This window comes from Acidicapsa acidisoli (assembly GCF_025685625.1).
Taxonomy (GTDB): Bacteria; Acidobacteriota; Terriglobia; order Terriglobales; family Acidobacteriaceae; genus Acidicapsa; species Acidicapsa acidisoli.
The window spans coordinates 1929119-1954222 of record NZ_JAGSYI010000001.1 but is presented as its reverse complement, the minus strand read 5'-3'; the positions used below and the strand labels follow the sequence as shown (position 1 = coordinate 1954222).

Below are 25104 nucleotides of genomic sequence, written 5' to 3'. Positions count from 1 at the left end.
CTCCAAAATGACGCAACGCAAAATGATGAGGCCCATCATCCGGTCCGTGCTTGCCCTCTTCGTGCTTGGGTTTTCCCACGCTCTTTTGGGACAGGCGGTGAATGGCACGCTGCTCGGTACGGTCACCGACTCGGCGGGAAACGTAGTAACCAATGCCCAAGTCACGATTGTTCTAACTGGTCAGAGTGCCCAATATGCAACGGTCACCAATGGAAGCGGGGACTATACCGAACCCGATCTTCCTTCCGGGACCTACGCGGTCACGGTTGTCGCACAAGGCTTCAAAAAAGAAACCCGCGAGAACATCGCCCTGGCGACAAACACAACGACGCGCGTCGATGTAGCCCTGGTCCCGGGCAGCATGACGGAAACGATAGAAGTCACGACCGCCCCTCCTGAACTCCAGACCGACCGTGCCGATATCTCAAACACGATCGAGCAAGGCGAGATCAGCAGTCTTCCCCTAAGTAGCGGCAACAGCTTTCAATCCCTACTGAATACAGTGCCGGGCATGGCGCCGATCGTCTTCAACAACTCGCAGTTCTACAACGCCAACAACGATCTATCCACAAACTCGAATGGCCAGTCCTCTTACGTCAATCTGTACCAGATTGAGGGTATCGATGACGACCAGCGTACTGGCATCCACATCATCCTCGTTCCCCCCGCAGCCTCTATTCAGAATGTGGACATCACGACGAACAACTTCGACGCGGAGTTCGGGCGCGCAGTGGGAACCGTAGTCAACGTGACGCTCAAGTCAGGGACAAACTCGTTTCATGGGTCGGCCTTCCAGAACATGGAAAACAACGGCGTCAATGCTCGCAACTTCTTCGCAGCCGGACCTAATGGACGTCTTGTCTACAATTACACGGGCGGCTCGCTGGGCGGCCCAATTCTCAAGAATAAGCTGTTCATCTTCGGCGATTTTCTCCGCACCTCTGATCACGAATCTACGACGACAATCGCGACCATTCCGTTCTATAACGTGACCAACGGCTTTTACAACCTGAGCGAATATTCGGGCCAGGTTTACGATCCGAATACTGGAGATACGGCAGATTGCGTCGGCAGCACAGCGAACAACAACTGCGGGACCGGTCGTACACCGTTTGCCGGCAACTTGATTCCAACTACCAATCCCGGCATAAGCAAAGTGGGCTTAACCGTTCTTCAGGACCTGGATGCCCTCGCCAGAAATCCCAAAACGAATCTCTCGTCAGCCCCATACATCGCTGGCGCAACGACGAACAATTTTTCGTCGAACCTTCCATTCAGCAAAGACGCCATCAGCTATGACATCAAGTCGGATTTCGCGATATCTGCCAAGGACCATTTGAGCGGCCGTTTCAGTCACCAGAATACGACTACGAATCAAGCGCCGCTCTTCGGTTCGTTCCTCGGAGGCCCCGGAGGCGCGGGAGGATTTGAAGCGACTGGAATTGCAGCAGCCTATAGCACCGGCTTCAACTACGATCATGTCTTCTCGCCAACCCTGTTTACCGAAGCACGCGCGGGTCTGGCCCATCTGCGTAACTCGGCGACGCAGACAGATTATGGAAAGGATGATGCGACGACGCTTGGTATCCCCGGCAACGGCCCCAATGGAACCGACAACACTCCCACGAGCAGCGGGCAAGTCGCCTTCTCGGCGAACGTCTTCTCGTCCCCGTTAATCGGCTATTCGGCGTCATTGCCCTGGCTGCGCGCCGAGTCCAATATCGACTTTGCCAATAACTGGACGAAGATTATCGGCAACCACACTTTGAAAGCAGGTGCTGACATCCGCCGCGTGCGCGACGATCTTCTGCAGGGAAACAATAATGCAGCTGCAGGACAGTTCTATTTTCAGGAAAACACGACTTCCGCGCCGAACGCGACCGCATTCAATGGCAGCGTCACCGGTGAGGCCAACGACATGGCCAGTATGCTGTTCGACGTTCCCTATAAAGTTGGCCAGGACACCAACAGCACCTTCCCTTGCTATCGACAAACGTGGCTCTTCTTTTTTGTCTCCGATAAGTGGCAGGTTGGTCCAAAGCTCACTCTGGATCTCGGTCTGCGCTACGAACTGTACCCACCGGCCACGCCGCGTAAGTCGGGCGGCTTCGTCAACTATGATCCCACCAATAATTCACTGGTTATCGCTGGCGAAGACGGCAACTCTTCCAATCTCGGGATGAAGACCGACTATACAAATTTTGCGCCTCGGCTGGGATTGTCCTATCGTTTCACAGAGAAAACTGTTGTTCGCGCCGGATTTGGCATTAGCTATGTTCCGTTTGTGGACAATAGCTACGCCTATAACTACCCGATCAAGACAAGCACCGGCTACACGAACACACCAACCTATGGACCAGCCCTCAACCCTGTAGGTGGTGTGATCAATTTTGTGACTGGCATACCTGCAACCCCGACAGTGACTTTTCCATCCAACGGAGCTCTCGTGGAAAGCGCGGCCAACGGGACCATCGGACTGTCGAATCTTCTTATTCCCAAAAACTTCAAGAATGCCTATGTGGACTCGTGGAACTTTGCGGTCGAGCAGGCTCTGCCCAAGAACATGTCGCTGCAAGTCGCGTATGTTGCCAATCACGGTACGCGGATCGACATCGCGCAGAACATCAACCAGCCGACGATCTATGGCCAGAGCGGCTCATACGATCCTTTCAAAATCGCCTTTGGAAAAACTGCATCGGTCACAGAATATTTCGTCGGCTTCTCCAGCAACTATGAGTCGCTGCAAACCCAACTCACTCGCCGCTTCACCAATGGCCTGGCATTCAACTCCGCATTTACCTGGGGCAAGGCGCAGGGTTACCAGACCGGGGCGCAGGATGGAAACTTGTTATATTGGAGCGGAAACTTGCGCCGTAACTATAATCTGCTTGACTTCGACCGCAAGAGAAACTTCGAGCAGACGGTTACCTACGAGTTGCCTGCAGGACATGGTCACCGCTTCTTCAGTTCCGGCGTCGCCGCCTACACTCTGGGCGGGTGGAAGACTTCGGCAACCATCGGAATGCTCTCTGGTCTTCCTTTTACGATATCGACAACCAGTGCGACCCCGGGAACAACCCAGACGGTCAATCAAACTGGGCCTTACAAGGTCACTCATAGTGTGAGTCGAGCGGCCAACACCGCCTGGTTCGATCCGACCTCATTTGTGGCGCCCCCCGCCTGCGTAGCATATTCGGCCAGCAATCCCAATCCATGCGTAGTCGGGAACACACAGCGCAACCAGTTCCGTGGCCCCGGATACTTCTCAAACAACGTTTCACTCTTCAAGAGCTTCCCAATTTTCCACGAGTCTTCGTTCGAAGCCCGCTTCGATGCCTTCAACATGACCAATACTCCGGCTTTCGGCCAGCCAAACGGAACTCTTGGATCAAACCTTGGCAAGATCACCGGTACCCTGGGCAGCGGCGTGGGCAATGTCAACGGCGTCGGTAGTTCTCGTGTGCTCGAGGCCTCGGTGAAGATAAACTTCTGAGCCTAACCGGAGCACAATGCCAAAACCAGACGGCTCTTTTTGCCGCTGGATGTTGGCAACGGAGTTGGAAGCGGCCGGTCGTTTACAGAATCGGTAAAGGTCGCGTTTTAAAAGTCGAGTTGCTTTGCAATCGTTGAGGCCATCTCGCAAGGGATGGCCTCAACGGGTACAGGGACTTGAAGGAAGCCGCTCGGGCTGAGGCTATGTCCTTTGAGTGGGGCTGAGCGGGTGACCACTCTGCTTGACCTCACAGACGAGAAGGTAGTCTTGTTATCCCAGACGGACGCGAGCGAGAATGTCGATCCCCATATCTTTGTCAGAAGGCTCAATAGCCATCGACTTCACCGTCAAACTTTGGGACTCGAAGGAGGAGTTCTTCCAGCAACAGGGCAGCACGGAGGTCGTTTCTACGTTTGGAGTGAATTTAGATCCAGCGGCGCATCTGCGATACACAACGGTCCACGGAGGCAAGTCATCGGGCAGCATCCGCCAATGGCAGCCGGTCTTGGCAATATAGTGCAACCCCGTTGAACGCCGCGCGCAGTAGATACTCCCACTGCTCTGCATCCTCACGACAAAGCGCCAGATACGACGCTATAAACGCCACTCTTCATCGCTCACATCACTCGGATAGCTGCGCCTGTTACGATTCCCTATCTTGTTATCGTTCTATACGCTGCTGAACTTTCGCTATTCTGCGGATATCAAAGGGACAAAGTTAATAACGGCCTCTAGTGAATCTTCGCGATCGCAGCTTCTTCCTTAACGGCCACATCCTTTGGAATAGGAAGGTATCCCAACGCGGCGGCCTGTCGCTGGGCTGGGCCCGCCATCCAGTGCAGAAAACCCGTGAGCGCATTCCGTTTGGCGTCGTCTGCAATATGCGTCGGAACAACTATCCAGGTAAAAGAGCTGATCGGGTAGACGCCCGCACCCGGTGAATCCACGATAGAGACTTTGAAGTCACCACTGAGTTTTACGGAGTGACTTACAGCTGCAGCGATACTTTCAAGGCTGGCTGCGACGAACTCTCCGTCTCGATTTCGAACTCTACCGTAGCTAAGGTGATTCTGTAGAGCGTAAATGAATTCGACATACCCAATTGCGCCATTCTGCTCCTTTACCAGTTTAGATACCCCGTCGTTCCCGCTTGCCTCGCGGCCTATCGGCCATTTAGGAGCCAGGCTCGCACCGACCTGGGTCTTCCATTCAGAACTGGTCTTTGAAAGATAGTCCGTCCAGGCATAACTGGTACCGCTGCCGTCCGCGCGATGAACGACAACGATATTGAGATCCGGAAGGCGAAGGCCGCGATTGGCGCGGGTCAAAATCGGGTCGTTCCACTTCGTGATCTTCCCCTGATAGATACCAGCCAGCGCCTCCGGAGTGAATGCGATATCGCCGGAAAGTCCGGGCAGATTTACGACAGGTACGACCGCACCTACGACCGATGGAAAAAACAAATACTTTTCGTCGTCACCTGGAGAGAGTTCGTGAATCACCTCCGGGCTGTCTGATGCGCCGAAATCAACGCTGTTTGCCAGCAGGCTGCGAACTCCAGCCGCCGACCCGATCGGTTCGTATGTGATATCGAGAGCGGGATTTTCGCGCCGGTAGCTAGTGAACCATTTCTGATAGACGGGAAAAGGGAAGGTAGCGCCGGCGCCTTTCAAGGTAGTCGTGGGTTGCGGTAGAGGGGTAGTGCGGGATGGCGCGTCGCCTTGCCGCAGGGCGTCGGCCAGTTTCTTCGCAATCAGGGTCGAGAGATCTTTCAATATGTCTCCCGAAGCTGCTGGAGGTGTTGCCAGGTATGACCACAGCGTTTGGCCGTTCCTGTCTCTCAGCTCAATCGAGAGGAAGCCGGTATAGATTGGTGTCCCGTTAGGCGCCACCTTGCCCAACTGCGGGTTGTGACTGCGGTATCCCTTGATCCAAACTTCGCCGCCACCACCCAGGATTACATCCGCACTCGATTCGTCTCCAGCTAGCGAGACCGAATTCAGTTTACGGAGCTCGGCGATCACATCCTCACGAAACTTCTCAGAACCTTCCTTGGTAACAAACGGCTCAACGTAAATCCGGCGTGTGCTGTGATCGACGGGGGCCATCTGCGCAACAAGTGCGGACCCAAACATCGAGCAGCACAACGCAAAACACGCGATCATCCGGAACCGGGAGACGTTCATCATAGGGATTATCCTCCAACTCAATGGAAACCAGTGCGATCTACTTATGCCCGAATAACTCTACTCCGAATACGACTCGCCATTGTGCCGCTCCGAAGTTTTGCACGAGAGCATGCCCGACGCCCAGCTTTATCCGCAAATTCCGCTCCGTCCCGGTATGTTCCAAGCGTCCTGTCAGAAGAGCCTCCGTGCCCGTCTCCCCGCTGAAAAACTGGTGAAAAGCTGTTTCTCCGAATATCTCAGGACCCGCAATCACTGCCCAGCCATTCTGCCCGGCAAACTTGCGCCCGCCGCTTATGCCGTACAGGAACTCATTCCCGTTTGGACTCCCGGGGTCGGGAGCATCATTGAGCGGACGAACATGAATCCCGAGCTGCCCCGCATAGCTGTAAGGTCCGGCATCTCCGGCAGCTAGAAACCGAAACATTCCGCGATATCTGGCATCGGTCACGTAATCGGCGCGACTTCCGGAAGGAATGATGACTTGTGCACCTGCTCCGAGACGAAGCAAGCTACCCGGCTCTCCAAACAAGCGAGCGTCGACGCCGATACGAGGGTCGGACACGGTGTCGGGATTGATCCCCAGGCTTACCGACGGTGCAGTGAACTGATACTCACCAAGCGTTCCGCTCGTTCCAGTGACCAAAAGGGGCATGGGAAAGTCAACGTAAGCTCGAAAGCGATCATGGGTGACGGCGCCGCCGATGTCGACGAATGCCTCCTCCGACACAACCGCAAGCTTCTGCCTGCCATCCGGGCCTGTGATGACCAGCGGGTTTCTTGCGTAGCCGGATGTAAGAGAGATTGCGCCACCGAGCCGGCCACTGATGTCGAGGTCATCCATGATGAACCAACCGCCGCCGGGAGCGGACTGATAGAAGCGCTCGACCGCGAAACCAGACGGTTGTTGCTGCGCATCCGCAAGCGAAGGCCGGAGGCTGAAGAGCGCCAGTCCAGCCAGCAAAGCGTAGACACAGCCGAGATTTGGTTTAGAACTCGCCATGGACTCTCACCGTAAAGACATTGACGGGGCCGCGAGCGGCGTTAAAGCCGGGATTCGTGATGTGCTGGTAATCGCCAGTCAGCCAATAAACCTTGCCCAAGTTGGCGCTATAGAACAAATCCAAAGATTTTTCCGCGGCTGCTGTGATGGCGCCGTCACCAACAAATCCGTCGATGCCTCCCATGCCGAGGTATTTCGCATGAATATCTGAGATCCATCCAAAGTTGCCGCCAATGCCCATGACATCTTTGGATCGCGACCATGCGGACCCCTTCGCCAGCACTCCTACTGTCGCAGAACGGTCCGTCGATGTGTAGGCGTACACTTCGGTCTTTCCGTCGGAGTACATTCCGCGGCCGAAGACGCCGATGTCGTGTCCAATGTACTGCTCAGCAAACGCGCCGATGCCCTCTTTCACGTTCGGTTTTCGTGCCCAGCAAAGGTCCGGGGCACCGGCGTTCTGTGATCCGTAATTGAATCCGGTGCAGGTAGTAGCATTTTTTGGGGGGTCTGCCTCAAACGCAGCTATCGCGTCACTGAAGCGTCCCATATTTTCGCGATTGCGGTAGGCAAGCAGGCGAACCATGCCTTCCTGTTCGTGAATTGTGTGCTTGTGCTCCACTTCCACCTGGTCCCCGTAATACTTGAGAAGCCGGAAGTCAACGGGAAGTTGATTGGGCTGCTTCGGGGGCGTGATGCGTCCGTAGCGCACTGCCCAGTCATCCCAATGGAATTCTCCGACGCCTCCGTACGAGTAACCGCGTGCGTCGGATGCAAAGTCATAGGCAGCGTAGGTCATAAATCCCAGACCGAGGAAGCCCTGGCGGGGATCGACGTCAAAAGCGTTCGTGTCGAAGAAATCCAGAATCGTAAAATTGCCTGCGACAAAGACGAGTCTTCTGCTGTCGTAATGGGTTCCCAATTGGAGAGGGCCTGACTCCTCCACTTCGCTCTTGCCGCCGAGTCCAATCGTCTGCTTGAGAAAAAGCCGAGACCGATAGACCTGAGGGACAGTCGCGCCGCCCTTTTGCAATTCGAAATTCTGGATTGCTCCGCCCAACCCCCTGAGTTGCGACAGCGGCTGCTCCGAAATGACTTCTGGAACCAGATAGGCTTCCCCGCCCTTCCAAAGCCGCAGGCCGAGATAAAGTGTCGCTGTTCCGGTGAAGCTCCTCTCGGCTGTGGGAAGGAGCGAATTGATGCTGCCGTTCAAGTTGGTATAGGGAGCATAGAACGAAGGCTTCCAGCTTGAGATATAAGTGAACTGTCCATACGCATTCCAGCTTTCATTCTCAATGTCGTGCAGGCCCTTGTCTGTCAGCAGCTGCATGAGGCTCCCTTCGTCCTCGGGACGAGGCGCGGGGGTGCCATTTTGCGCGCTGGCTAGAGATGGTGCGAGCAAAGAACCAATCACCATCAGCACGATGGATCTTGTGATCGTGAGTACCCACACTAGATTCGCTTGCCCAAGGCTACTCGCAGAAACGGCGCAGTTATTTCTGCTGGAGGCTGCTGCGCGCCGCTCGCGACTGTTTACATACGGCATCCCGGGAAGGGTCGACGACCTGAGTTGCATCCAGCCTCCGCGCGGGAATGAGGGTAACCCCCTAGAGAATAATTGACAGAGTCGTAACAAAGATCAATCGTTCTTTAATTCTTAATTTAGACAGAGATACGTCACCCCAGTATCCAAACACAGTCGCGAGGTCAACACCTGATCGAGACTGTCTCGAAGGTTGACGTCATAGACACCGATCTCAATAGAGACCGTTCCTTTGACGCCAGAGCCGATGGGGCAGAAGGTATGTGAATCCAGCAAAGCCCTCCCACCGAGTGGAGCTGCCGGTGAAGCCGTGATCGAAGCCGGCGTCAACTACCAGATTCTTTCGTACCGGATACGACGCAGCCCAAAGATTTCCGACGGCATACCCGTGAGTCAATGGTTGCCCAAAGTGCCACACCTCACCTGAGACAGTAAACCGGCCAACCGGATGAGAGATCGAGAGCGTTTGTGCAAACTGTGCTTGCCGCACTTTCGTTGTGTCGTCCTGCTGCTCCATCACGAGGCCATTCATGTCGAAATGGAAACCTCCCAAATCATCGCTCAGAAGTATTGTCGCGCTTTGCACGAAAGTGCCAAGATCAAGTTCCGGAGCCGGGCTCGCATAAAGTCGCCGTAGATATTGAGCAGAGATCGTTGGCCGCTCGTCTTTACCTGACAAAATCACCGCCTGCATGCCGGCGAAGACTTCACCCGGCCTATCGCCCGAGACGGCCGCACCGGTGCTGTGCGTGAACGGCTCGAACAGCGCCAGAAATTGTGCCCTGCTATCGACAGACAGCTTGGTCACCTGTTCGATTCCGAGGCGTCTTGAGAATTCGGGGGACTTCGCAGCGAATAGACCGCCATTCTCAAATTGCAGGTAGCCGGCTGGGGTTAGTGTAGCCGGGGTCGAGACTGTGGGCCTGGCAGGGTTTGCATCTGGCACCGCCGAAGTATCGGTCTGGGCGAAGAGGATTATTGGAAGAAAAAAGGACAAGGCTCCCACCAAAGCTGAACGATAAACGCTTTTCAAGTGCTGTCTCCATAGGGGCAAAGTGAATTCATGCCATGCGTACTGCTGTTGTGCGCGGATTCCGAATAGAGAGAACTAGCTTCTTCGCAGCTTCGCCAGTCGATCTTCCTCATCCGGTTCTGCATGGACAAGGAACTTCCGCAACTCGTGGGCATAGCGGAGTTTACGAACGGCTAGAATGAGCCATTCTCAGGATGCGCAGGGCGGGACAGATCAGATGCGAAGAGGAAGATCGCACATACCTGATGAGGGATCAGGCGGGGACACGGCATAGGAAGCCGTCACCATCCTGAATAGCAGAATGGGAGACTTCGAGTCGGGATGTTGAAATACGATCCATAACCATCGCCGCAGGGTGAGCAAAATCGTCACATCCTGCTTGCCGAGCTGCATCAGCAGCATCACCAGGCACAAGATCATCATTGTGGAGAGAAGGCCAAACTCGAAATCTTGACCGCCGTGGAAGAAGTTGTCGAATTGCCAGTAATATTCAGTCCACGGCATGACAGCAATCAGCAGAACGGAGAGTCCAATAAGGACACCACCCATGGCGCGGGCTTCGATGGTCTCGACCCCGAACGTTCGGCGCGCGCTGGTTGTCCGCTTCAATCATTCCTCTCGATCTTCCTTGATTCTACCCGCTTTGGATCGAGTTGAGAGTGAAGGGCAGATCGCTTAAAAGATTGCTGCCGAAGCCTTGGAAGTTATCCCATCAACCCATGATTTGGCACTCTCTTGACGTGCAACGGACGAAGGTGTCTAGTTTTGCTGTGCTACCTCTTCCAAGGTTTTGCCTGATTTTGCGGCTTCTCAAATTGTTCCACGTGGAGCAATTTTTGCTGAATGGGAAAGAGCCTTTGCGAGTTTGCTGGAGGTTATTTGTTTTCTGCGACTTCGATTTGCAGAGAATTTGCGGCTTTTGCGCCTTGCCACAGCGAATGGGAATTATTTGGTGGTCCGCCTTGATGCCCCTAACCTTCAAACCGGGCCACTACTGAAGATCCAAATCAGACGCAAAGAAATCCAGAGGCGCGACTCTCATTCCGGCGAGAAATCGGCGCCGAAAACAGTCCTGAAACAGCGCAAAAATGGTCATGTAAACGCACTTTCCGCACTCGTAAAATCATCTAAATCATGTAAATTGATGCACATATCCCCACACAAATCCAAAACAACGCAGTACCCCTTCCCCTTCGTATTCTTATTTTCCCCGCCTAACGCCTTCGCTCAAGCCAACAAGGCATCGCAAACTATCGCATAATAAGACTTAGCATTGTTGATGAGAAGTCACTTAGATCGTTGGCTTCGCCGATGAATCTAATCTGGGAGCGCAATCTAAGCAAGCTGACAAACCTACATGGCAACCACACAAAACAAAGACTATTACGGTGCTCTCGGCGTCAAGAAGACGGCCACTGCGGACGAAATCCGCAAGGCCTTCCGCAAACTCGCCCGCAAGTACCATCCTGACGTCAATCCTAACGACAAGAGGGCCGAGGAGAAGTTCAAGGAAATCTCTGAGGCGAATGATGTCCTTTCGGACGACAAGAAGCGCAAGATCTACGATCAGGTAGGCTTCTACTCCGATCAGATCGACCCGGCGACAGCCGAGGCCTATGCGCGCCAGCAGGCCAATGCCCGCAACGCGCCGCCTGTGGACTTCGGCGGCTTCGATTTCTCCGGCTTTGGAGCTGGGCAAGGGCCAGCAGCCGGAAGCCAAGGCGGCTCAGCCTCCTGGGGCGGCTTTCGGGACATATTCTCAGGCATCTTCTCGGGTAATGAACAAGCACGCAGGCAACGTGGGCCCGAGCCTGGCACGGATCTGGAATACCAGGCGCCCGTCGAGTTCTGGACCGCCATTCGCGGCGGCAATGCGCGGATCGAGATTCAGCGCCAGGAAGTCTGCCCCACCTGCCACGGACAGGCCTCTTCAGGCGCGCCGATGCAGTGCCCGGAGTGCAGCGGCACCGGGCAGGTAACGCAAATGGGCGGGCGCATGAAGTTCAACATTCCCTGCCCTCGTTGCGGCGGCACGGGACGCGTCACCAACGCCTGCCCCACCTGCCATGGCGAAGGACTGGTGCATCGCACCGAATCCATTGAATTTCGCATCAAAGCCGGGACCCGGGACGGGCAACGCATTCGACTGCAAGGCAAAGGAAATGCGGGGCTGAACGGCGGCGCTCCGGGCGACCTTTACGTGATCGTCCGAACCGGACACCATCCTGTCTTCACGCGCATTGCGGACGACATTCACCTGAGCGTCCCGATCACCATCGCTGAAGCGGCTCTCGGAGCGAAAGTCGACGTGCCGACTATCGACGGCCGCGCGCAACTGCGCATTCCGCCCGGCACGCAGAGCGGACAGAAGCTGCGCATGCGGGAGCGGGGAGTTGAGAGCGCTTCCGTCGCGGGTCAGCGCGGTGACGAGATTGTTACTGTGGAGGTGGTTGTGCCGCAACTCAATGACGAGCGCAGCAAGGAAATCATGCGCGAATTTGCCAAGCTGAACAACCAGGATCCGCGCGTCACGCTCTTCGACAAGCTGTGAGCGCCAAGACAAATAACATTGAATGCAGGACTCGAGGAAACTAAGCTCGGAGCAAAGACCACAACAGCCGAACCTAAATCGAACCGAAACCGAACCTAAACCATGACTGCCAAGCGAAAATCCAAAGGCGCGTACATGATCTCGGCAGTAGCTGAGATGTATGACATTCACCCCCAGACCCTGCGGCTTTACGAGCGCGAGGGTCTGCTGAAGCCGTCGCGCACCGAGGGAAATACGCGGCTCTACACCGACGAAGATCTGGAACGGCTGGAGTTCATCCTCAACCTGGCGCGCGACCTGGGAGTGAACATCGCGGGGATCGCTATTATTCTGCAAATGCGCGAGCGGATGGAGGAGATGAACCGCCAGATGCATAGCTTTGTCGAGTACGTTCGCACCGAAATGCTGACGCAGATTCACCAGGCGGCGGGCGCTGCTTCAAAATCCGCCATCGTCCCGCTGCGCAAGCCGATCATTGTTCCACGCCCCACACCCTCAGCCGCCAAAAACAGCCGAAGTACGCCGAAATCCTAGGCTGAATCCTTCGCTGGGCCTCAGCCAGTATGTTGTACTTACGGAATTCGGATGTTTTTGTCTTTGCTCGCAATCGGAATCTTTGGTCTGCTCACTTCCACCGTCTTTGCTGGGATGGTCGTGGCTGGCGCGCGGCATCATCTGCGCGGTCGACGCAATCCTTCGCCCAAAAACAGTTTCACTCCGGCGCTGAGTCTTCTGAAGCCGCTGCATGGCAGCGAGCCTGACCTCGAAGCCAACCTGACTACGTTCTTTGAGCAAGATTATCCTCAGTACGAGATCCTTTTCTGCGCTCGTGACGACGGCGACGCGGGACTCGATATTGCGCGTCGGGTTGCTGCACGTTATCCGCAGATTCCGGCGCGCTTTTTCTCGACGGGCGAACTGCGCTATATCAATGCCAAGGTGCATTCACTGGAAGTGATGACGGCCGCAGCCAGACATCCGATCCTTGTCATCAGCGATTCCGATGTTCGCGTCGTGCCAGACTACCTGCGCAACATATCTGCTCCATTTCATGATCCGAAGGTCGGCGCGATGACTTGCCTCTATCGAGGCGTTGCGGTCGAGGGCGGGCTCTGGGCGCGGCTTGAGGCGGTGGGAATGTCGGTGGAGATGACGGCTGGCGTGCTGGTGGCCAACATGCTGGAAGGAATGCAGTTCGTTCTCGGGCCGACGATGGCTGTGCGCCGCGAATGCGTGGAAGCGATGGGTGGAATGGCAAAGCTGGGCGACTATTGCGCGGACGATTACGTTCTGGGCAACGAGGTCTTCAAGCAAGGACGAAGCGTTGCGCTCAGTCATCATGTGATCGATCACATGATCCTCAACGACAGCCTGGCGGACTCACTTAGTCATCAGGTGCGCTGGATGAAATCAACCCGGTTTTCGCGGCCGAAGGGACACTTTGGCACGGCGCTAACCTTTAGCATGCCATTCGGACTGCTGGCGCTGGGCGCAGCGCTGGGGATGGGGCATCCTGCTCTGGGCGCGTCGCTTTTTGCCTGGGGTATTTTGACCCGCTGGGCGATTGCCTGGGCCGCGGGGCGCAAAGTCGTTCACGACCCGAGTCTCTTTGAGTTGTTGGTACTCTATCCTGTTCGTGATCTGATGGGGTTCGGCTTCTGGGCGGCGAGCTATCTTTCCAGCACAATTGTCTGGCGAGACAAGATTTATGACTTGATGCCGGGGGGCAGAATGCGCGCGGCAAAGTGACGGATTTCCGCGCAGAGAGTCAATTCAGATGGACTGCCAGTCAGGATTGCTGGTCATGGATTGGTAGTCAGGGTCGGCGGAAATGGACTAGCGTAGTACGCGAAGAGAAATTCCGGCCGCGCTTCCGTCATGGAGATCCGCATGAAGCTGCTTCTTGTTCTGCTGATCGAATGCTTTGTCCTATTGGCGCCTGCGCTGGCGCTTAATTCCCCCACAGAGAACTCTACCGACCGGACTGCGGCTGTTGAGGGGAACAACGGCTTTGCCGTTGCCTTGTACGGCCAGTTGCGGAGCCAGAGCGGCAATCTCTTCTTTTCGCCGGAAAGCATATCGACGGCGCTGGCTATGACCTATGCGGGCGCGCGCGGCCAAACCGCTGCCGAAATGGCGAAAACTCTACGTTTCACACTTCCGCCGGAGCGGTTGCACCCTGCAATGGGTTCGCTGTTGAACGATCTCAATGCCGAGCACGCGGGTTACCAGCTTCGCGTGGCCGATGCGCTGTGGGCGCAACAGGGTTACAAGTTTCTGGACTCGTTTCTGCAACTGACGAAGGACGACTACGGCGCGGGTTTCCATCCGGTGGACTTCAAGCTCGACGCGGATGCTGCGCGGCAGACGATCAACCAGTGGGTTGCGGAGAAGACCGAGAACAAGATCAAGGATCTGCTGGCGCCGGGTGTTCTGGATGCGAGGACGAGGATGGTGCTTACGAACGCCATCTATTTCAAGGGCAACTGGGAGACGCAATTCGACAAGACGAAGACGTTGGATGAGGATTTTCATCTTGCTTCGGCGCAATCGGTGAAGGCCCGGCTGATGCATCGGGAAGGCCGATTTAACTACTTCAACGGCGGATCGTTTCAGGCTTTGGAGATTCCTTACAAGAGCCAGGAACTCTCTATGATTGTGCTGCTGCCGAATGACGTGAGCGGCTTGCCTGCTCTGGAGGACTCTCTGAACTCGGCGAATGCGAAGGATTGGCTGCACCGTTTGGCACCGGTTCCCAAGGTGATTCTCTCGTTGCCGAGCTTCAAGATGACGCAGCAGTTTGGACTGAGACACAAGCTGGGCGCGATGGGGATGGTGCAGGCGTTTCAACAGGGCTCTGCGAATTTTTCCGGAATGAGCGACGATCCGCGTGGGCTGTATATCTCGGCTGTGATCCACAAGGCCTTCATTGATGTGAATGAAGAAGGAACCGAGGCGGCTGCGGCGACGGGGGTGATGATGCGTCATGCGATGGCTCGCATGCCGGTTCCGGAGCAGCCGATTGTTTTCCGCGCGGATCACCCGTTTCTATTTCTAATTCGCGACAATCGCTCGGGCGGGATTCTGTTCCTGGGCCGGGTGACTGACCCTTCCAAGTAAAAAACCGGGCCAAATAGGTTCGGTCGCTGGAGTGGCGCTCCAGCACGAAAAGAAAGAAGCCGAAATCACTACGCGCGCCAAGCCGTGCCTTTCTGCTCAGCAACCCTTTCTTGTATGGGAGACACTAGGGCCTTCTCTTGGTGAGGAGACCCTATGTCGTTTGGAATTTATGCGATCGGATTTGCGATCTTGATTGGCGGACTGGCTTACGGCGCTCACTTAGCGCACATGCCTACGCAATGGATTGCGGTGGGTGCGATTGTGCTGGTGGGACTCGGAATTCTGTCTGGCGTAAAGGCCACACGTCAGAAGGACCCCTCCAGCTAATTCAGCGGCCTGTCTGTCCAGAGAGTTTTATCCGCGATGGTCTGGACTGGAATGAGCCGCCCAGCAAGCAATTGTTGAACCTTGGAACGGTTTGTGTCCTGAGCGAAGAGCCAGTGACGCGGGCCTTTGCCCCACTGCGCCGCGAGCTGATCCTGGGTGAGGAAGATATTTGGCGCATCCGGATAGCAGGAGCCCCAGATCAACGAAGACCCGTTGCCGTGTTGCGAGCAGCGTTCCATGACGACGAGAGCGGGATGGCCGAAGAATCGGTGGGTGTAGAAGATGACCGACGAGGCGTCAGACTGGTCGCCGAAGATAACGAAATCGTCTGAGGGAGTCGCTTTCTGCAGAATGGTGGTCGCTAGCTGCCGGGAGCTTAGCATGGGCTGAAAACGTGCGAAGGCAATGTGCGCGGCGACGAGAAAAACGGCGGAGGTAAGTCCGATGCTGACGGTCGCGGCGGCATTTCGCCGATTCATGCGTAAGATCAGGCCAGTGAGTGGACCCAGAAGGAGCGCCGCAGCCGCGATTCCGGCGGGCAGGCGCAAAGCGGCGAAGGATGGACCAGTCAGGTCGAACAAGTGGGACATTGAAAGGGTGTAGTCCCCGAACGCACGATGGGCGAGGAGGGTTCCGATGTCGGAGACGAATGGCAGCTTCCGCGACTCCCAGAGTCCCCAGCCGAGCAATGCGGCGATGATGACGCCAACCGCTGCGTAGAGCCAATGCGCGGCCAGTATCCAGCCCGTTCCGGGAACCTTCCCCGCTGTTTTCTGAGTCCTCAGGTCTTCGCCTGCCTCTTCTATTCCAGCCAGCGTTCCGGCGGCGAGCATGATGAGTGGAATCCAGGCTGGCCAGGTGTAGTACTCCTGGTTGGTGGAGAGCGAAAAGAAGATGAGGGTGAAGGCGGCGAAGAGGCCGAGAAGCCAGGTGGATCGGCTGCGGAATTTGAGCCGGAAGACGAAGCTGGCCACGTCTTCGCGGACGGCGTGATCGAGATAGAAATCGACGGTCTGACCTGCGTCTTTGCGTAGATGCTGGAGCCAGGTGTGGCGGGTTCTCCAGGCGACTACGAGGGCTGCCGGAAAGAAGAGGCTCCAGGGGAAGGTCCAGATAAGGGGAAGCGCCCAGTACGCGAGGAACGGAAGCCGGTTGTAATCGTGGGGGTAGCGCGTGCCGAGGAAGCGGAAGACGTGCTCATTCAGGAAATAGAAGTACCAGAAGCCATGAACGTTGCCGAGGGTCGGAATGTTGCCGACGGGATGACCCTGGTCAGGATTGCGAAGCCCGGCAAGGATATGCCAGGGAGCAGCGACCAGGAGAAAAAGCAGGATTCCGGTGACGGGCTTGAGCTGGCGCCAGCGCCGCCATTGGCCACTGAGCAGGAGCAACGGAATCACGGCTGCGATGAAAAAGACGGGGGCGATCAGTCCCTTGGTGAGCGTGGCAAGGGCGAGGGCAACCCAGGCGACATAAAAACGTGCCGGGCGGCTGCTTTCGAGGCCGGTGAGGAAGCAGAACAACGCGAGTAGCAGCAGAAAGCTCAGGAGCGCTTCGGGAATAAAGAAGCGCGTGTACAGAAAGGGTCCGCAGGCGGTTAGGGTTCCGAGGGCTGCGTAAAGCGCGGCGCGATCTCCCCATGCGCGGCGGCACCAGAGCCACGCAATCCACGCGCAGCCGAGCACCGCGAGAGCGTTGGGCAGGTGGGTTGCGTAAGCGTTCTCGCCGAGCACTTTGTACAGGCCGGCGACGATCCAGTAAGGTAGCGGGGGCTTTTCCAGATACCGGATGCCGTCGACTTTGAGCGTGACCAGATCGCCGCTTTCGGCCATGTGTGCGGCTGCCTGGGCGTGGCTCGCGTCGGCGTCGTCCAGCAGGGATGGAGTGTGCAATGCGGAGAGATAAATTGCACCAAAAACAACCAAAAGCAATGCCCAAACCGCGCGGACAGAAGAAGAAGGAGCAGGACGGGAGATGTATTTTGCCGATTCTGTCATGGTTTTCTTAAGAACAGTTCAGGATATCAGCAGCAAAGTGGGCTGAATTCGGCGTCGCGGGGAGCTGGGAGGGAAGTCTTACATAGTGATTTCTTACACGGGGCAGGAAAATACTTCCAGTTACGTAGAGACGTTTCGCGGGTGAATCGATCATCTCGCTGATTTCCATGGAGTTGACATTTGGCCCGTGACTTGCAAGATCAGGGTGCAGCAAGTGGGAATCTACCACCGGAGGTAAATCTCAATGAGAATGCGCAATTCGATCTTCACATTGCAGGGAGCCCTGTCCGTGCTTGCGATTTCAATCATGGTGGGCTATGCTGCCGAGGCATTGCAGCCCACCCCTGAACGGTCCGGTGCAATCTATGCTCAGGACCCTGCTCCTTCGCCGCCACCCGGCCAGGCTACGCCGGATCAGCGCACTGCCAAGTCCTCGACCTTTATGGGAACCATCGTGAAGGACGGCTCTGAATTCGTGCTGCGGGCTTCCTCGGGCGACGTCTACAGGCTTGACACACCGGACAAGGCCCAGAAGTTTGAAGGCAAGTCTGTCAAGGTGACCGGAAAGCTGGAAGAGACGGCAAGACTGATCCATGTTGAAGCCATTGAAGAAGCCAGCGCATAGAGGATCTTCAATCCGGTTCATGCAAAGAAGCGAGGGAGGTGATTCCCTCGCTTCTCTTTTGTACAGAGGCAGTGCTGCCGCGAGGGCGTGAATGGTGTGGCGCGGGTTCCGTCCAATTCCGATGTTGCTTCCCGTCGGCACTCCTTTGACCGAATATTCGCGTTGCGTGTTGTATTGTTGCGGTAGGCGGCTTGTGAAGTAACTCATCGAGCGCGCCCGAATCTGAGAATGCCCACGCTCGCCGCCACCTTTGCCGCAATCGATATCGGGTCCAACTCCTGCCGCCTCAAGATCGCCAGGGTCGTGGCGCATCGCCTGAAAACGCTGCATGAGGACCGCGAAGTTACGCGGCTGGGCACCAGCGTCTTCGACACCGGGCTGGTTTCGCCAGACGCGATGGCGACGACGCTGAAGGCGCTGAAGCGATTTCAGCGCGCCGTGCAGGCTCATGGAGTGGACCAGATCCGCGTGGTGGCCACGGCGGCCATGCGTGACGCGCGCAATGCGCAGGCCTTTGTCACCTGGGCCAAGGCGGAGACCGGGTGGACGATTGAGATCATTTCCGGCCTCGAAGAGGGGCGGCTGATTCATCGCGGCGTCATGACAAACGAACTGGGTGCGGGCGGCAAGGTGATGCTGGTGGATGTGGGCGGCGGAAGCTGCGAGATCACTCTCAGCGAACACAAACGGATCAAAGATACGGTCAGTCTGCCGCTTGGCGCGGTTCGGCTGACGCGGGAGTTTATCCCGGACGATCCGCCATCGGAGGAGGGTCTTGCGCGGATGAAGCAGTTCATTGCGCGGGAGTTGCGGCGTGCGCACAGACGGATCCAGCCGGGGGCTGTGCCGCTGGTGATTGCAACCTCGGGAACGGCGGCGGCGTTGTGCGAGGCGCGTACGGCGCTGGTCAAGTCTGACGCGGGAACAAAGCCGGGCGCGAGGATCGCCGGAACCCGCTCGGCTGGAAGTGCTTCCAAATTGACGCATAGCGGAAAAACTGGCGCCTCCCGCCCAGTAACATCGCAGGTTGCCATGGACATCACCACGCAACAACAGGTCCGGCGGCTGGCGACCAAGCTCCGCAAGATGAATATGGAGGAACGGTCGGCTGTGCCCGGTATTGGACCGAAACGCGCGGAGATTATTGTGGCCGGGACTGTGGTGTACGCCGAGTTGCTGGAAACCTTTGATCTGGCAGGGTTTCGCTATTCGGACCTGGGACTGCGCGATGGAATTCTGGCCCAGATGCTGGCGGAAAAGGATGACCGCGCGACGGCGCACCTGCAATTTGAGCAGGAGCGCTGGGAAAGTGTGCTGGCGACGGCGAAGCGCTATGGCGTCAATCTGCGCATGGTTGAGCCAGTCAAAAATCATGCCGAGCAGCTCTATCGCGATCTGGCCACGCTTCATCACCTGCCTGCGGAGTATGAAAACTGGCTTGCAGCAGCGGCGATGTTGAGCGAAACCGGCAAGTTTCTGAATCACCAGGGACATCACCGGCACACGCAGTACATCATTTCAAGTTCCGAGATTTACGGATACACGATACTGCAGCGGACGATCATCTCGGCGATGGCACGCTATCTGGGCAAGACTCGTCCGCAGCCCGGAGACCGGGCGATGCGGAATATTCCGCCGCAGGAGCACGCGAATGTGCAGAAAAGCGTGGTGCTGCTGAGGCTGGCGCGGGCGCTGAACCAGGATCGGGCCTCGGATGTCCTGCGCGTTGCGGCGCGGGTCTATCCCAAGCGGGTTTTGCTGGAACTGGAGCCGGGACGGACTGGGGCGGAACTGGAGCTTTGGTCGCTGCGCAAAGAGGCTGACTACTTCCGCGAGGTCTTTGGGCGCGAACTCTTTGTGACACTGGCGTAGACAACCCGGGCTAGGCGCGGATCTATCAGCCATTGCAGTTGCGGCGGGCGCTTGGCCAGATCGACGCGCGCGATGGAGCCTTTGCGAAGACGAATGCTGCCACCACCCGGCAAGTGATTGTGGCCATTGCCGTTCCCGTTACCGGAGATCAGTTTGGCGATGAACTGATGGAGGTTGGGATTGTGGCCAACGAACAGGACGCCTTCGCGGCCGGAATGCTCTGCGATGAGCTGCTGCAAGGCGGGGTAGTCGCCGTCCGGCGCAAGTGCAGGCGACGTAAGAATCGGGGCTTCGAAGCCGATTTCAGTCGCGACGAACTGGGCGGATTGGCGCGCGCGCTTGAGCGGGCTGGAGACAATGACGTCAATCTGGGCCTTGAGGCCAGCCAGTACACCGGCCATCAGCATGCACTGCTGCTTGCCCTCTTTAATCAAGCCACGCTTGGCATCTAGAACGGGATTTTCGCGGGGGACGCCAGCATCTGCATGGCGCATCAGGTAAAGATTCATAGGGTTTCAATCAGGCGAAGTTAAAGTCTGGTCTGCTCCGCAGTGCCGATTTTAACACGAATGTAACAAATCAATCTTGAGGAGTATTCGCTGGATAGTGAGATCAAATGCCATGAGAAAACCATCTTTGTATCTCCTGCGGTGTGATATTGCTGTAAAAATAATGGAGCTTCGGTATTTAAAGAATGGATGCTTTTCCTATGACACCTGCGACTGTTGAAGCCGGCAAGCCCACAAACGAGAACACGAACGAAAATTGGAAGCGCCAGGAACTGACACTGAGCGAAATGGCACCGCGCACAATGCAATCCGAAATTCGCGCCATGACGATGGAGTGCGACCGGATCGGCGGCGTCAACCTGGCGCAGGGTGTGTGCGACACGGAGCCGCCGGGACCGGTGATCGAAGGGGCGATTGAAGCGATCCATGCCGGGCACAACATTTACACGAGGCTGGATGGGATTGCTCGGCTGAGGCAGGCGATCGCGGCGAAGATGCTGCGTGACCGGCGGATGATGGTCGATCCGGATGCGGAGATTCTGGTCACGAGCGGGGCGACCGGCGGGCTGCAGGCTGCGTCGCTGGCGCTTTTAAATCCGGGCGATGAGGTGATTCTCTTTGAGCCGTTCTACGGCTATCACGCCAGCGAGTTGAAATCGAAACGAGTAGTGCCAGTAATCGTGCCGCTTTGTGCGCCGGTTTCGCCGGAGGCCGATTGGACGCTGGATTTAGACGCCTTGCGCGCCGCGCTGACGCCTCGCACGCGGGCGATGATCGTTAATACGCCCTCCAATCCTTGCGGGAAGATCTTTACACGAGCGGAGTTGGAGGCTCTGTCGGAAGTCGCGATGGAGTATGGGCTGTTTGTTTTCACCGATGAGATTTATGAGCACTTCGTCTACGGCGACGCCGAGCATATCTCCCCGGCAACATTGCCGGGGATGCGGGAACGGACGATTGTCATCTCCGGCTTCTCAAAGACCTTTTCGGTGACGGGCTGGCGGCTTGGATATCTGGTGGCGGATGCGAAATGGCTGGGGGCGATCAGCTATTTTCATGATCTGACTTATGTTTGCGCGCCTTCGGCTTTTCAGCATGGCGCGGCGCAGGGTCTAGAACAACTGGGGCCGGAGTTTTACACGCAGCTTGCGACAGATCACGAAGCCAAGCGCGCCCGGATCGTGGCCGCGCTCAAGGATGCCGGGATGAAGCCGTATATTCCGCGCGGAGCCTACTATGTGCTGGCCGACGCGAGCCAGTTGCCGGGGGAGACGGCGGCGATCAAGGCACGGTGGCTGCTGGCGAAGACAGGCGTGGCTGCCGTGGCTGGTTCGGCATTCTTTCGCGCAGGGCATGGCGAGGATCTGCTGCGTTTCTGCTTTGCGAAGAAGGATGACGATCTGGACGATGCCTGCGTGCGTTTGCGGACGTTGGGTAGTGGGTCAGTTTGAAAAAAAGACCAACCCTCAGGGGCTAAAGCCCTTTATATTGCTGGGCTTAATGTACGGACTAAAGCCCGTACCCTTCAGACTGACCCACCACCGAAAAAAGGCCAGCCTCAAAGGCTAAAGCCTCCGAAATTGCCGGATTGGATGTACGGGCTGAAGCACGTACCCTTCAAATTTCCCTCACGAGACGCTTCGGCACTTGATTGGAAGACTTCTTAAGTCCGGATATAGGGAATCCAGACCTGCATGGAAGAGTCTTCCCTGTTGGCCCAGGCGTAGTACGGGATCAGTTTGAGCTTTGTGGCAGGCTCGGCCTTTGCGGCGGACGGCTCGCCTGTTGAGTACAGAGCTTCAGTGGCCGGTGCTCCGGCGAAGGAACCGGGATGTTCTAGCGCTACGACTCCGCCGAGTAGGTTGGGCTCAAAGCTGGATGTGGTTTCGCCGGTCAGATGCGCTGAGTATCCGTAGAACTCGATGGGCGCGCTGCCTGCCTTCTGGTCGAGCTGTTCCATGCAATAGACGATGGGGCCGCGCTGGATCGCTACTCTGCCCATATCATCTGCGACTGCCGGATTGGCGTGTACGAGCTTCGGCTGCATATCGAAGCTGATCTCGACGTGATCGTGGCCGGACCAGTGATTGTGAATGGGGAGATATTCGCCGGCTTTTACGCCTTCGACGGGCTTGTCGTTCAATGTCACCGTAGTTGTGCGTGACCATGCAGGGATTCGCACATAGAGGGTGAATGCCTCGGGCGCTGGCAGGTGGACGTGCAGGCGCACATCTCCTTCCCATGGGTAACGGGTCTCCTGCTTAATGTGCAATGAAGTGCCGCTGTGGAGATGCCAGTTCATCTCGCTGTTGTCATAGAGGTGCACGTAGACTCCGTCTTCGGAGGTGGAGTAGAAGTAGCCCGGGAGAGAGGCCAGGGTACGTTCGAGATTGGGCGGGCAGCAGGTGGTGTCATACCAGGGATTGCGGATCTTGTCGCGGGTGCTGGAATCGTGCGCGAGCGGGTTACGGTAGCAATAGAGCTTGCCATCGAGCGACATGCCGGAGTTGATGCCGTTGTAGAGCGCTCGTTCGATGACATCGGCAAAGCGGGCTTCGCCGGAGGCGGCCAGCATGCGCCAGTTCCACATCATGTTGCCGATTGCGGCACAGCTTTCGCCGTAGGCCTGTGCGTTGGGTAGCTCGAAGGCGTGGCCGAAGGACTCGCCTTGACTGCGCGCGCCGACGCCGCCGGTGATGTACATCTGGTGCTCCGACAAATCCTGCCAGAGATGGTTCAGCGTTTGCCAGTAAGCAGGATCGCCGGTTTCGAGGTAATAATCCGTCGCGCCGCAGCAGGCGTACATGGCGCGAACGGCATGGCCTTCGAGCTTTGTCCGCGAAGTGAACGGAATGCCGCAGAACATGTACGTGATTGACTCCGGCCGCAGATTGAGCCGGTCGTCGCCGTGCAGGATGTATCCGGCCAATTCGAGGTAGCGGCGGTTTCCCGTGGTTCGATACAGCTCGATGAGCGACATTTCGATTTCGGGATGGCCTGCGACGATTGGTTTCTGATTTGTACCGGGGCCGTAATCGGGCAAGAGGTAGCCGTCGATGAAGCGCATTCCGGCGTTCAGGAGAGTGGGGTCGCCGGTGGCGCGGTAATACGCGATGGCGCCTTGCAGGAGATGGCCGATGTTGTAGAGTTCGTGGCCCATTTCCTGGGTGTGCGGAAGCATGCGCTGAGCGGCGCGATCCTGGACGTAGTAGGTGTTGAGATAGCCGGACTTTTCCTGCGCCGCGACTACTGTTTGGATCATTTCGTCGGTGGTCCGGCGCAGTTCGGGCAGCGGTTCCGACTGCAGAGCAAAGCCGACGGCCTCGGCCCACTTATATATATCCGAATCGGAGTAGACGGGGCCGCGCTGCTGCGCTGTGGAGCGATTTTCAAGGCGCAGGAAGTTATCCATGCGGCCGTGCTCTAGCAGTTCTTCGCGCATGCTGGGAATGCTCGCGGTCACGTTAGTAGCGCGGCGCGGCGACCAGAAGCCCTGCTCAATGACGACGGCACGGATGGGAACCGTCTTCAGTTTGGCATGAGGTGAATTGGTGAGATCGAGGACGCCTTCGTCTTTCCAGTTGGGGGTGAGATGCGAGCCGCTCGCTGCCTCCTCCAGCGTCGATGAGTTCGTTTCACCGTACATTCGCGGCAGCAAGGAGCTTGCGGCGGCTGCGATGCTGGCGTTGAGAAAGGTGCGGCGATTCATGCTGGGAAGGGCGGTCATGCGATCTTCTCCTCGGGAGACAGCGGCTGCGCGGAAACGTTTTCTGGCCAGCCAATTATATAACTGCATCGCTGTTGCAGATCAACTCAAAACTGGAATGCTGCCGGCTTGCATTCCGTTGAGCCGCAGGCAGGCATCCCTTATTGCTCGATATGCACCCAAACAAGGGGAGATGCACAGCTATGCCCCGCCCATTCTGGTCCGGCCACATTCAGATATCGCTCGTATCGTTTGGCGTGAAGCTCTTTCCAGCAGTGGAAGCGAAAAGTGAGATTCGCTTTCATCAACTCTCACGCAAGACCGGAGAGCGAATCCACCATCAGAAGGTCACGGGCGACGACGGTGCGGACGGAAATCCGGTGGAAAAGGACGACATCGTCAAAGGCTACGAGTACCGCAAGGGCGAGTATGTCGTCATCGAGCCCTCGGAGATTGAAAACCTCCGCATTCCGTCCCGGAATACGATAGCTGTCTCGCAGTTCGTCAGCCTGGATGAGCTGGACCCTGAACTTTTTGAGAAGCCGTACTTTGTCGTCCCTGAGGGCGAGAACCAGACGGAGGCGTTCACAGTCATTCGCAAGGCTCTTCAGTCGACGAAGAAAGCGGCGTTGGGCAAGATCGCCTTTGGAGGCCGCGAGCATCTGGTTGCGATCTCAGCACCGCCCGAGGCGAAAGATGAGGACGCAGGCGGCAGGGGCATGATGGCCTATACGCTCCGCTATGCGGAGGAGCTTCGTGACCCTGCTGAGTACTTCTCGGAGATCAAGAAAACGCAGATCGACGCTGACCAGCTCACGCTGGCTAAAGAGTTGATCCAACGCAAGGCCGCGAAATTCGCCCCTGAGAAGTTTCATGACGAGTACGAGGCGGCGCTGAAAGAGATGGTCGAGGCAAAGGTCAACCACGCGCCGCTGCAGAAGAACGAGCCCGCTGCTAGCGCGGGTAAGGTGATCAACCTGATGGACGCATTGCGCAGGAGCGTCCGGTCGGGAGCGAGTGCCTCAGACGATACGCCTGAATCGAAGCCGGCTAAGAAAAAGACCGCTGCACCGAAGAAAGGTCCGCAGCTCGTGAAGCCCGAAACCAAGTCCAAGTCCCGTCGCAAGTCTGCGTGACAC

19 protein-coding genes and 1 pseudogene are annotated in these 25104 nt (G+C 56.9%); 11 read left to right on the top strand and 9 right to left on the bottom strand.

Annotation, left to right across the window (positions count from 1 at the left end):
• Window positions 1-7 precede the first annotated feature (7 nt).
• Window positions 8-3493 (top strand): TonB-dependent receptor, encoded by a 3486-nt coding sequence (locus tag OHL23_RS07875; RefSeq protein WP_263351236.1) that lies wholly within the window; start codon window positions 8-10, stop codon window positions 3491-3493.
• Between the two features lie 295 nt (window positions 3494-3788).
• Complete coding sequence (locus OHL23_RS28765; protein WP_396127295.1) at window positions 3789-4010, top strand: hypothetical protein; 222 nt, start codon at window positions 3789-3791, stop codon at window positions 4008-4010.
• Here the strand turns inward: OHL23_RS28765 and OHL23_RS07870 are convergent.
• The 6 genes and pseudogenes from OHL23_RS07870 to OHL23_RS07845 form a co-directional block, all read right to left on the bottom strand.
• A pseudogene (locus tag OHL23_RS07870) lies at window positions 3935-4150 on the bottom strand (transposase); the annotation flags it as partial. The gene OHL23_RS28765 and the pseudogene OHL23_RS07870 overlap by 76 nt on opposite strands.
• A gap of 74 nt (window positions 4151-4224) precedes the next feature.
• Complete coding sequence (gene pstS / locus OHL23_RS07865) at window positions 4225-5682, bottom strand: phosphate ABC transporter substrate-binding protein PstS (RefSeq protein ID WP_263351235.1); 1458 nt, start codon at window positions 5680-5682, stop codon at window positions 4225-4227.
• 37 nt (window positions 5683-5719) lie between these two features.
• A complete protein-coding gene (locus OHL23_RS07860) occupies window positions 5720-6682 on the bottom strand; it encodes a hypothetical protein (RefSeq protein ID WP_263351234.1) in 963 nt (320 codons plus the stop codon).
• Window positions 6669-8258 carry a carbohydrate porin gene (locus OHL23_RS07855; protein WP_263351233.1) on the bottom strand — a complete coding sequence of 530 codons (1590 nt, stop codon included), beginning with the start codon at window positions 8256-8258 and terminating at the stop codon, window positions 6669-6671. Before OHL23_RS07855 ends, OHL23_RS07860 begins: the two co-directional genes overlap by 14 nt.
• A 181-nt stretch (window positions 8259-8439) precedes the next feature.
• Window positions 8440-9258, bottom strand: coding sequence for a hypothetical protein (locus OHL23_RS07850; protein ID WP_263351232.1), 819 nt, complete (start codon window positions 9256-9258; stop codon window positions 8440-8442).
• A gap of 213 nt (window positions 9259-9471) precedes the next feature.
• On the bottom strand, window positions 9472-9867 hold the full coding sequence (locus OHL23_RS07845; protein WP_263351231.1) for a hypothetical protein: 396 nt from the start codon (window positions 9865-9867) through the stop codon (window positions 9472-9474).
• A gap of 748 nt (window positions 9868-10615) precedes the next feature.
• Between OHL23_RS07845 and OHL23_RS07840 the strand changes: the two genes are divergently transcribed.
• From OHL23_RS07840 to OHL23_RS07820, 5 genes are all read left to right on the top strand, one after another.
• Window positions 10616-11809, top strand: a complete 1194-nt coding sequence (locus tag OHL23_RS07840; protein WP_263351230.1) for a J domain-containing protein — start codon at window positions 10616-10618, stop codon at window positions 11807-11809.
• Between the two features lie 102 nt (window positions 11810-11911).
• Window positions 11912-12343 (top strand): MerR family transcriptional regulator, encoded by a 432-nt coding sequence (locus tag OHL23_RS07835; RefSeq protein WP_263351229.1) that lies wholly within the window; start codon window positions 11912-11914, stop codon window positions 12341-12343.
• A 51-nt stretch (window positions 12344-12394) separates the two neighbouring features.
• Window positions 12395-13558 carry a glycosyltransferase gene (locus OHL23_RS07830; RefSeq protein WP_263351228.1) on the top strand — a complete coding sequence of 388 codons (1164 nt, stop codon included), beginning with the start codon at window positions 12395-12397 and terminating at the stop codon, window positions 13556-13558.
• Window positions 13559-13699: 141 nt separating this feature from the next.
• Window positions 13700-14929: a serpin family protein gene (locus tag OHL23_RS07825; protein ID WP_263351227.1), complete on the top strand. Its 1230-nt coding sequence runs from the start codon at window positions 13700-13702 to the stop codon at window positions 14927-14929.
• Between the two features lie 153 nt (window positions 14930-15082).
• Window positions 15083-15256 carry a hypothetical protein gene (locus tag OHL23_RS07820; RefSeq protein ID WP_263351226.1) on the top strand — a complete coding sequence of 58 codons (174 nt, stop codon included), beginning with the start codon at window positions 15083-15085 and terminating at the stop codon, window positions 15254-15256.
• On the opposite strand, the gene OHL23_RS07815 is transcribed toward OHL23_RS07820, so the two are convergent.
• Window positions 15253-17253: an ArnT family glycosyltransferase gene (locus tag OHL23_RS07815; RefSeq protein ID WP_263351225.1), complete on the bottom strand. Its 2001-nt coding sequence runs from the start codon at window positions 17251-17253 to the stop codon at window positions 15253-15255. The two genes, OHL23_RS07820 and OHL23_RS07815, sit on opposite strands and share 4 nt — an antisense overlap.
• Window positions 17254-17497: 244 nt before the next feature.
• Here OHL23_RS07815 and OHL23_RS07810 point away from each other — a divergent pair, with 244 nt between their 5' ends.
• Together OHL23_RS07810 and OHL23_RS07805 are read left to right on the top strand one after the other, a co-directional pair.
• The gene (locus OHL23_RS07810; RefSeq protein WP_263351224.1) at window positions 17498-17878 is read left to right on the top strand and encodes a DUF5818 domain-containing protein; all 381 of its coding nucleotides are present in this window, start codon (window positions 17498-17500) and stop codon (window positions 17876-17878) included.
• Between the two features lie 228 nt (window positions 17879-18106).
• The gene (locus OHL23_RS07805; RefSeq protein WP_263351223.1) at window positions 18107-19750 is read left to right on the top strand and encodes a Ppx/GppA phosphatase family protein; all 1644 of its coding nucleotides are present in this window, start codon (window positions 18107-18109) and stop codon (window positions 19748-19750) included.
• On the opposite strand, the gene sixA is transcribed toward OHL23_RS07805, so the two are convergent.
• The gene (sixA, locus tag OHL23_RS07800; protein ID WP_263351222.1) at window positions 19702-20259 is read right to left on the bottom strand and encodes a phosphohistidine phosphatase SixA; all 558 of its coding nucleotides are present in this window, start codon (window positions 20257-20259) and stop codon (window positions 19702-19704) included. The two genes, OHL23_RS07805 and sixA, sit on opposite strands and share 49 nt — an antisense overlap.
• 287 nt (window positions 20260-20546) lie before the next feature.
• Between sixA and OHL23_RS07795 the strand changes: the two genes are divergently transcribed.
• On the top strand, window positions 20547-21710 hold the full coding sequence (locus tag OHL23_RS07795) for a pyridoxal phosphate-dependent aminotransferase (protein ID WP_263351742.1): 1164 nt from the start codon (window positions 20547-20549) through the stop codon (window positions 21708-21710).
• A gap of 212 nt (window positions 21711-21922) precedes the next feature.
• Here the strand turns inward: OHL23_RS07795 and OHL23_RS07790 are convergent, their stop codons facing one another.
• Entirely contained in the window at window positions 21923-23986 is a 2064-nt protein-coding gene (locus tag OHL23_RS07790; protein WP_263351221.1) for a glycoside hydrolase family 127 protein, read from the bottom strand.
• Between the two features lie 182 nt (window positions 23987-24168).
• Between OHL23_RS07790 and ku the strand changes: the two genes are divergently transcribed.
• Window positions 24169-25101, top strand: coding sequence for a non-homologous end joining protein Ku (gene ku / locus OHL23_RS07785; protein WP_263351220.1), 933 nt, complete (start codon window positions 24169-24171; stop codon window positions 25099-25101).
• Window positions 25102-25104: the final 3 nt, after the last annotated feature.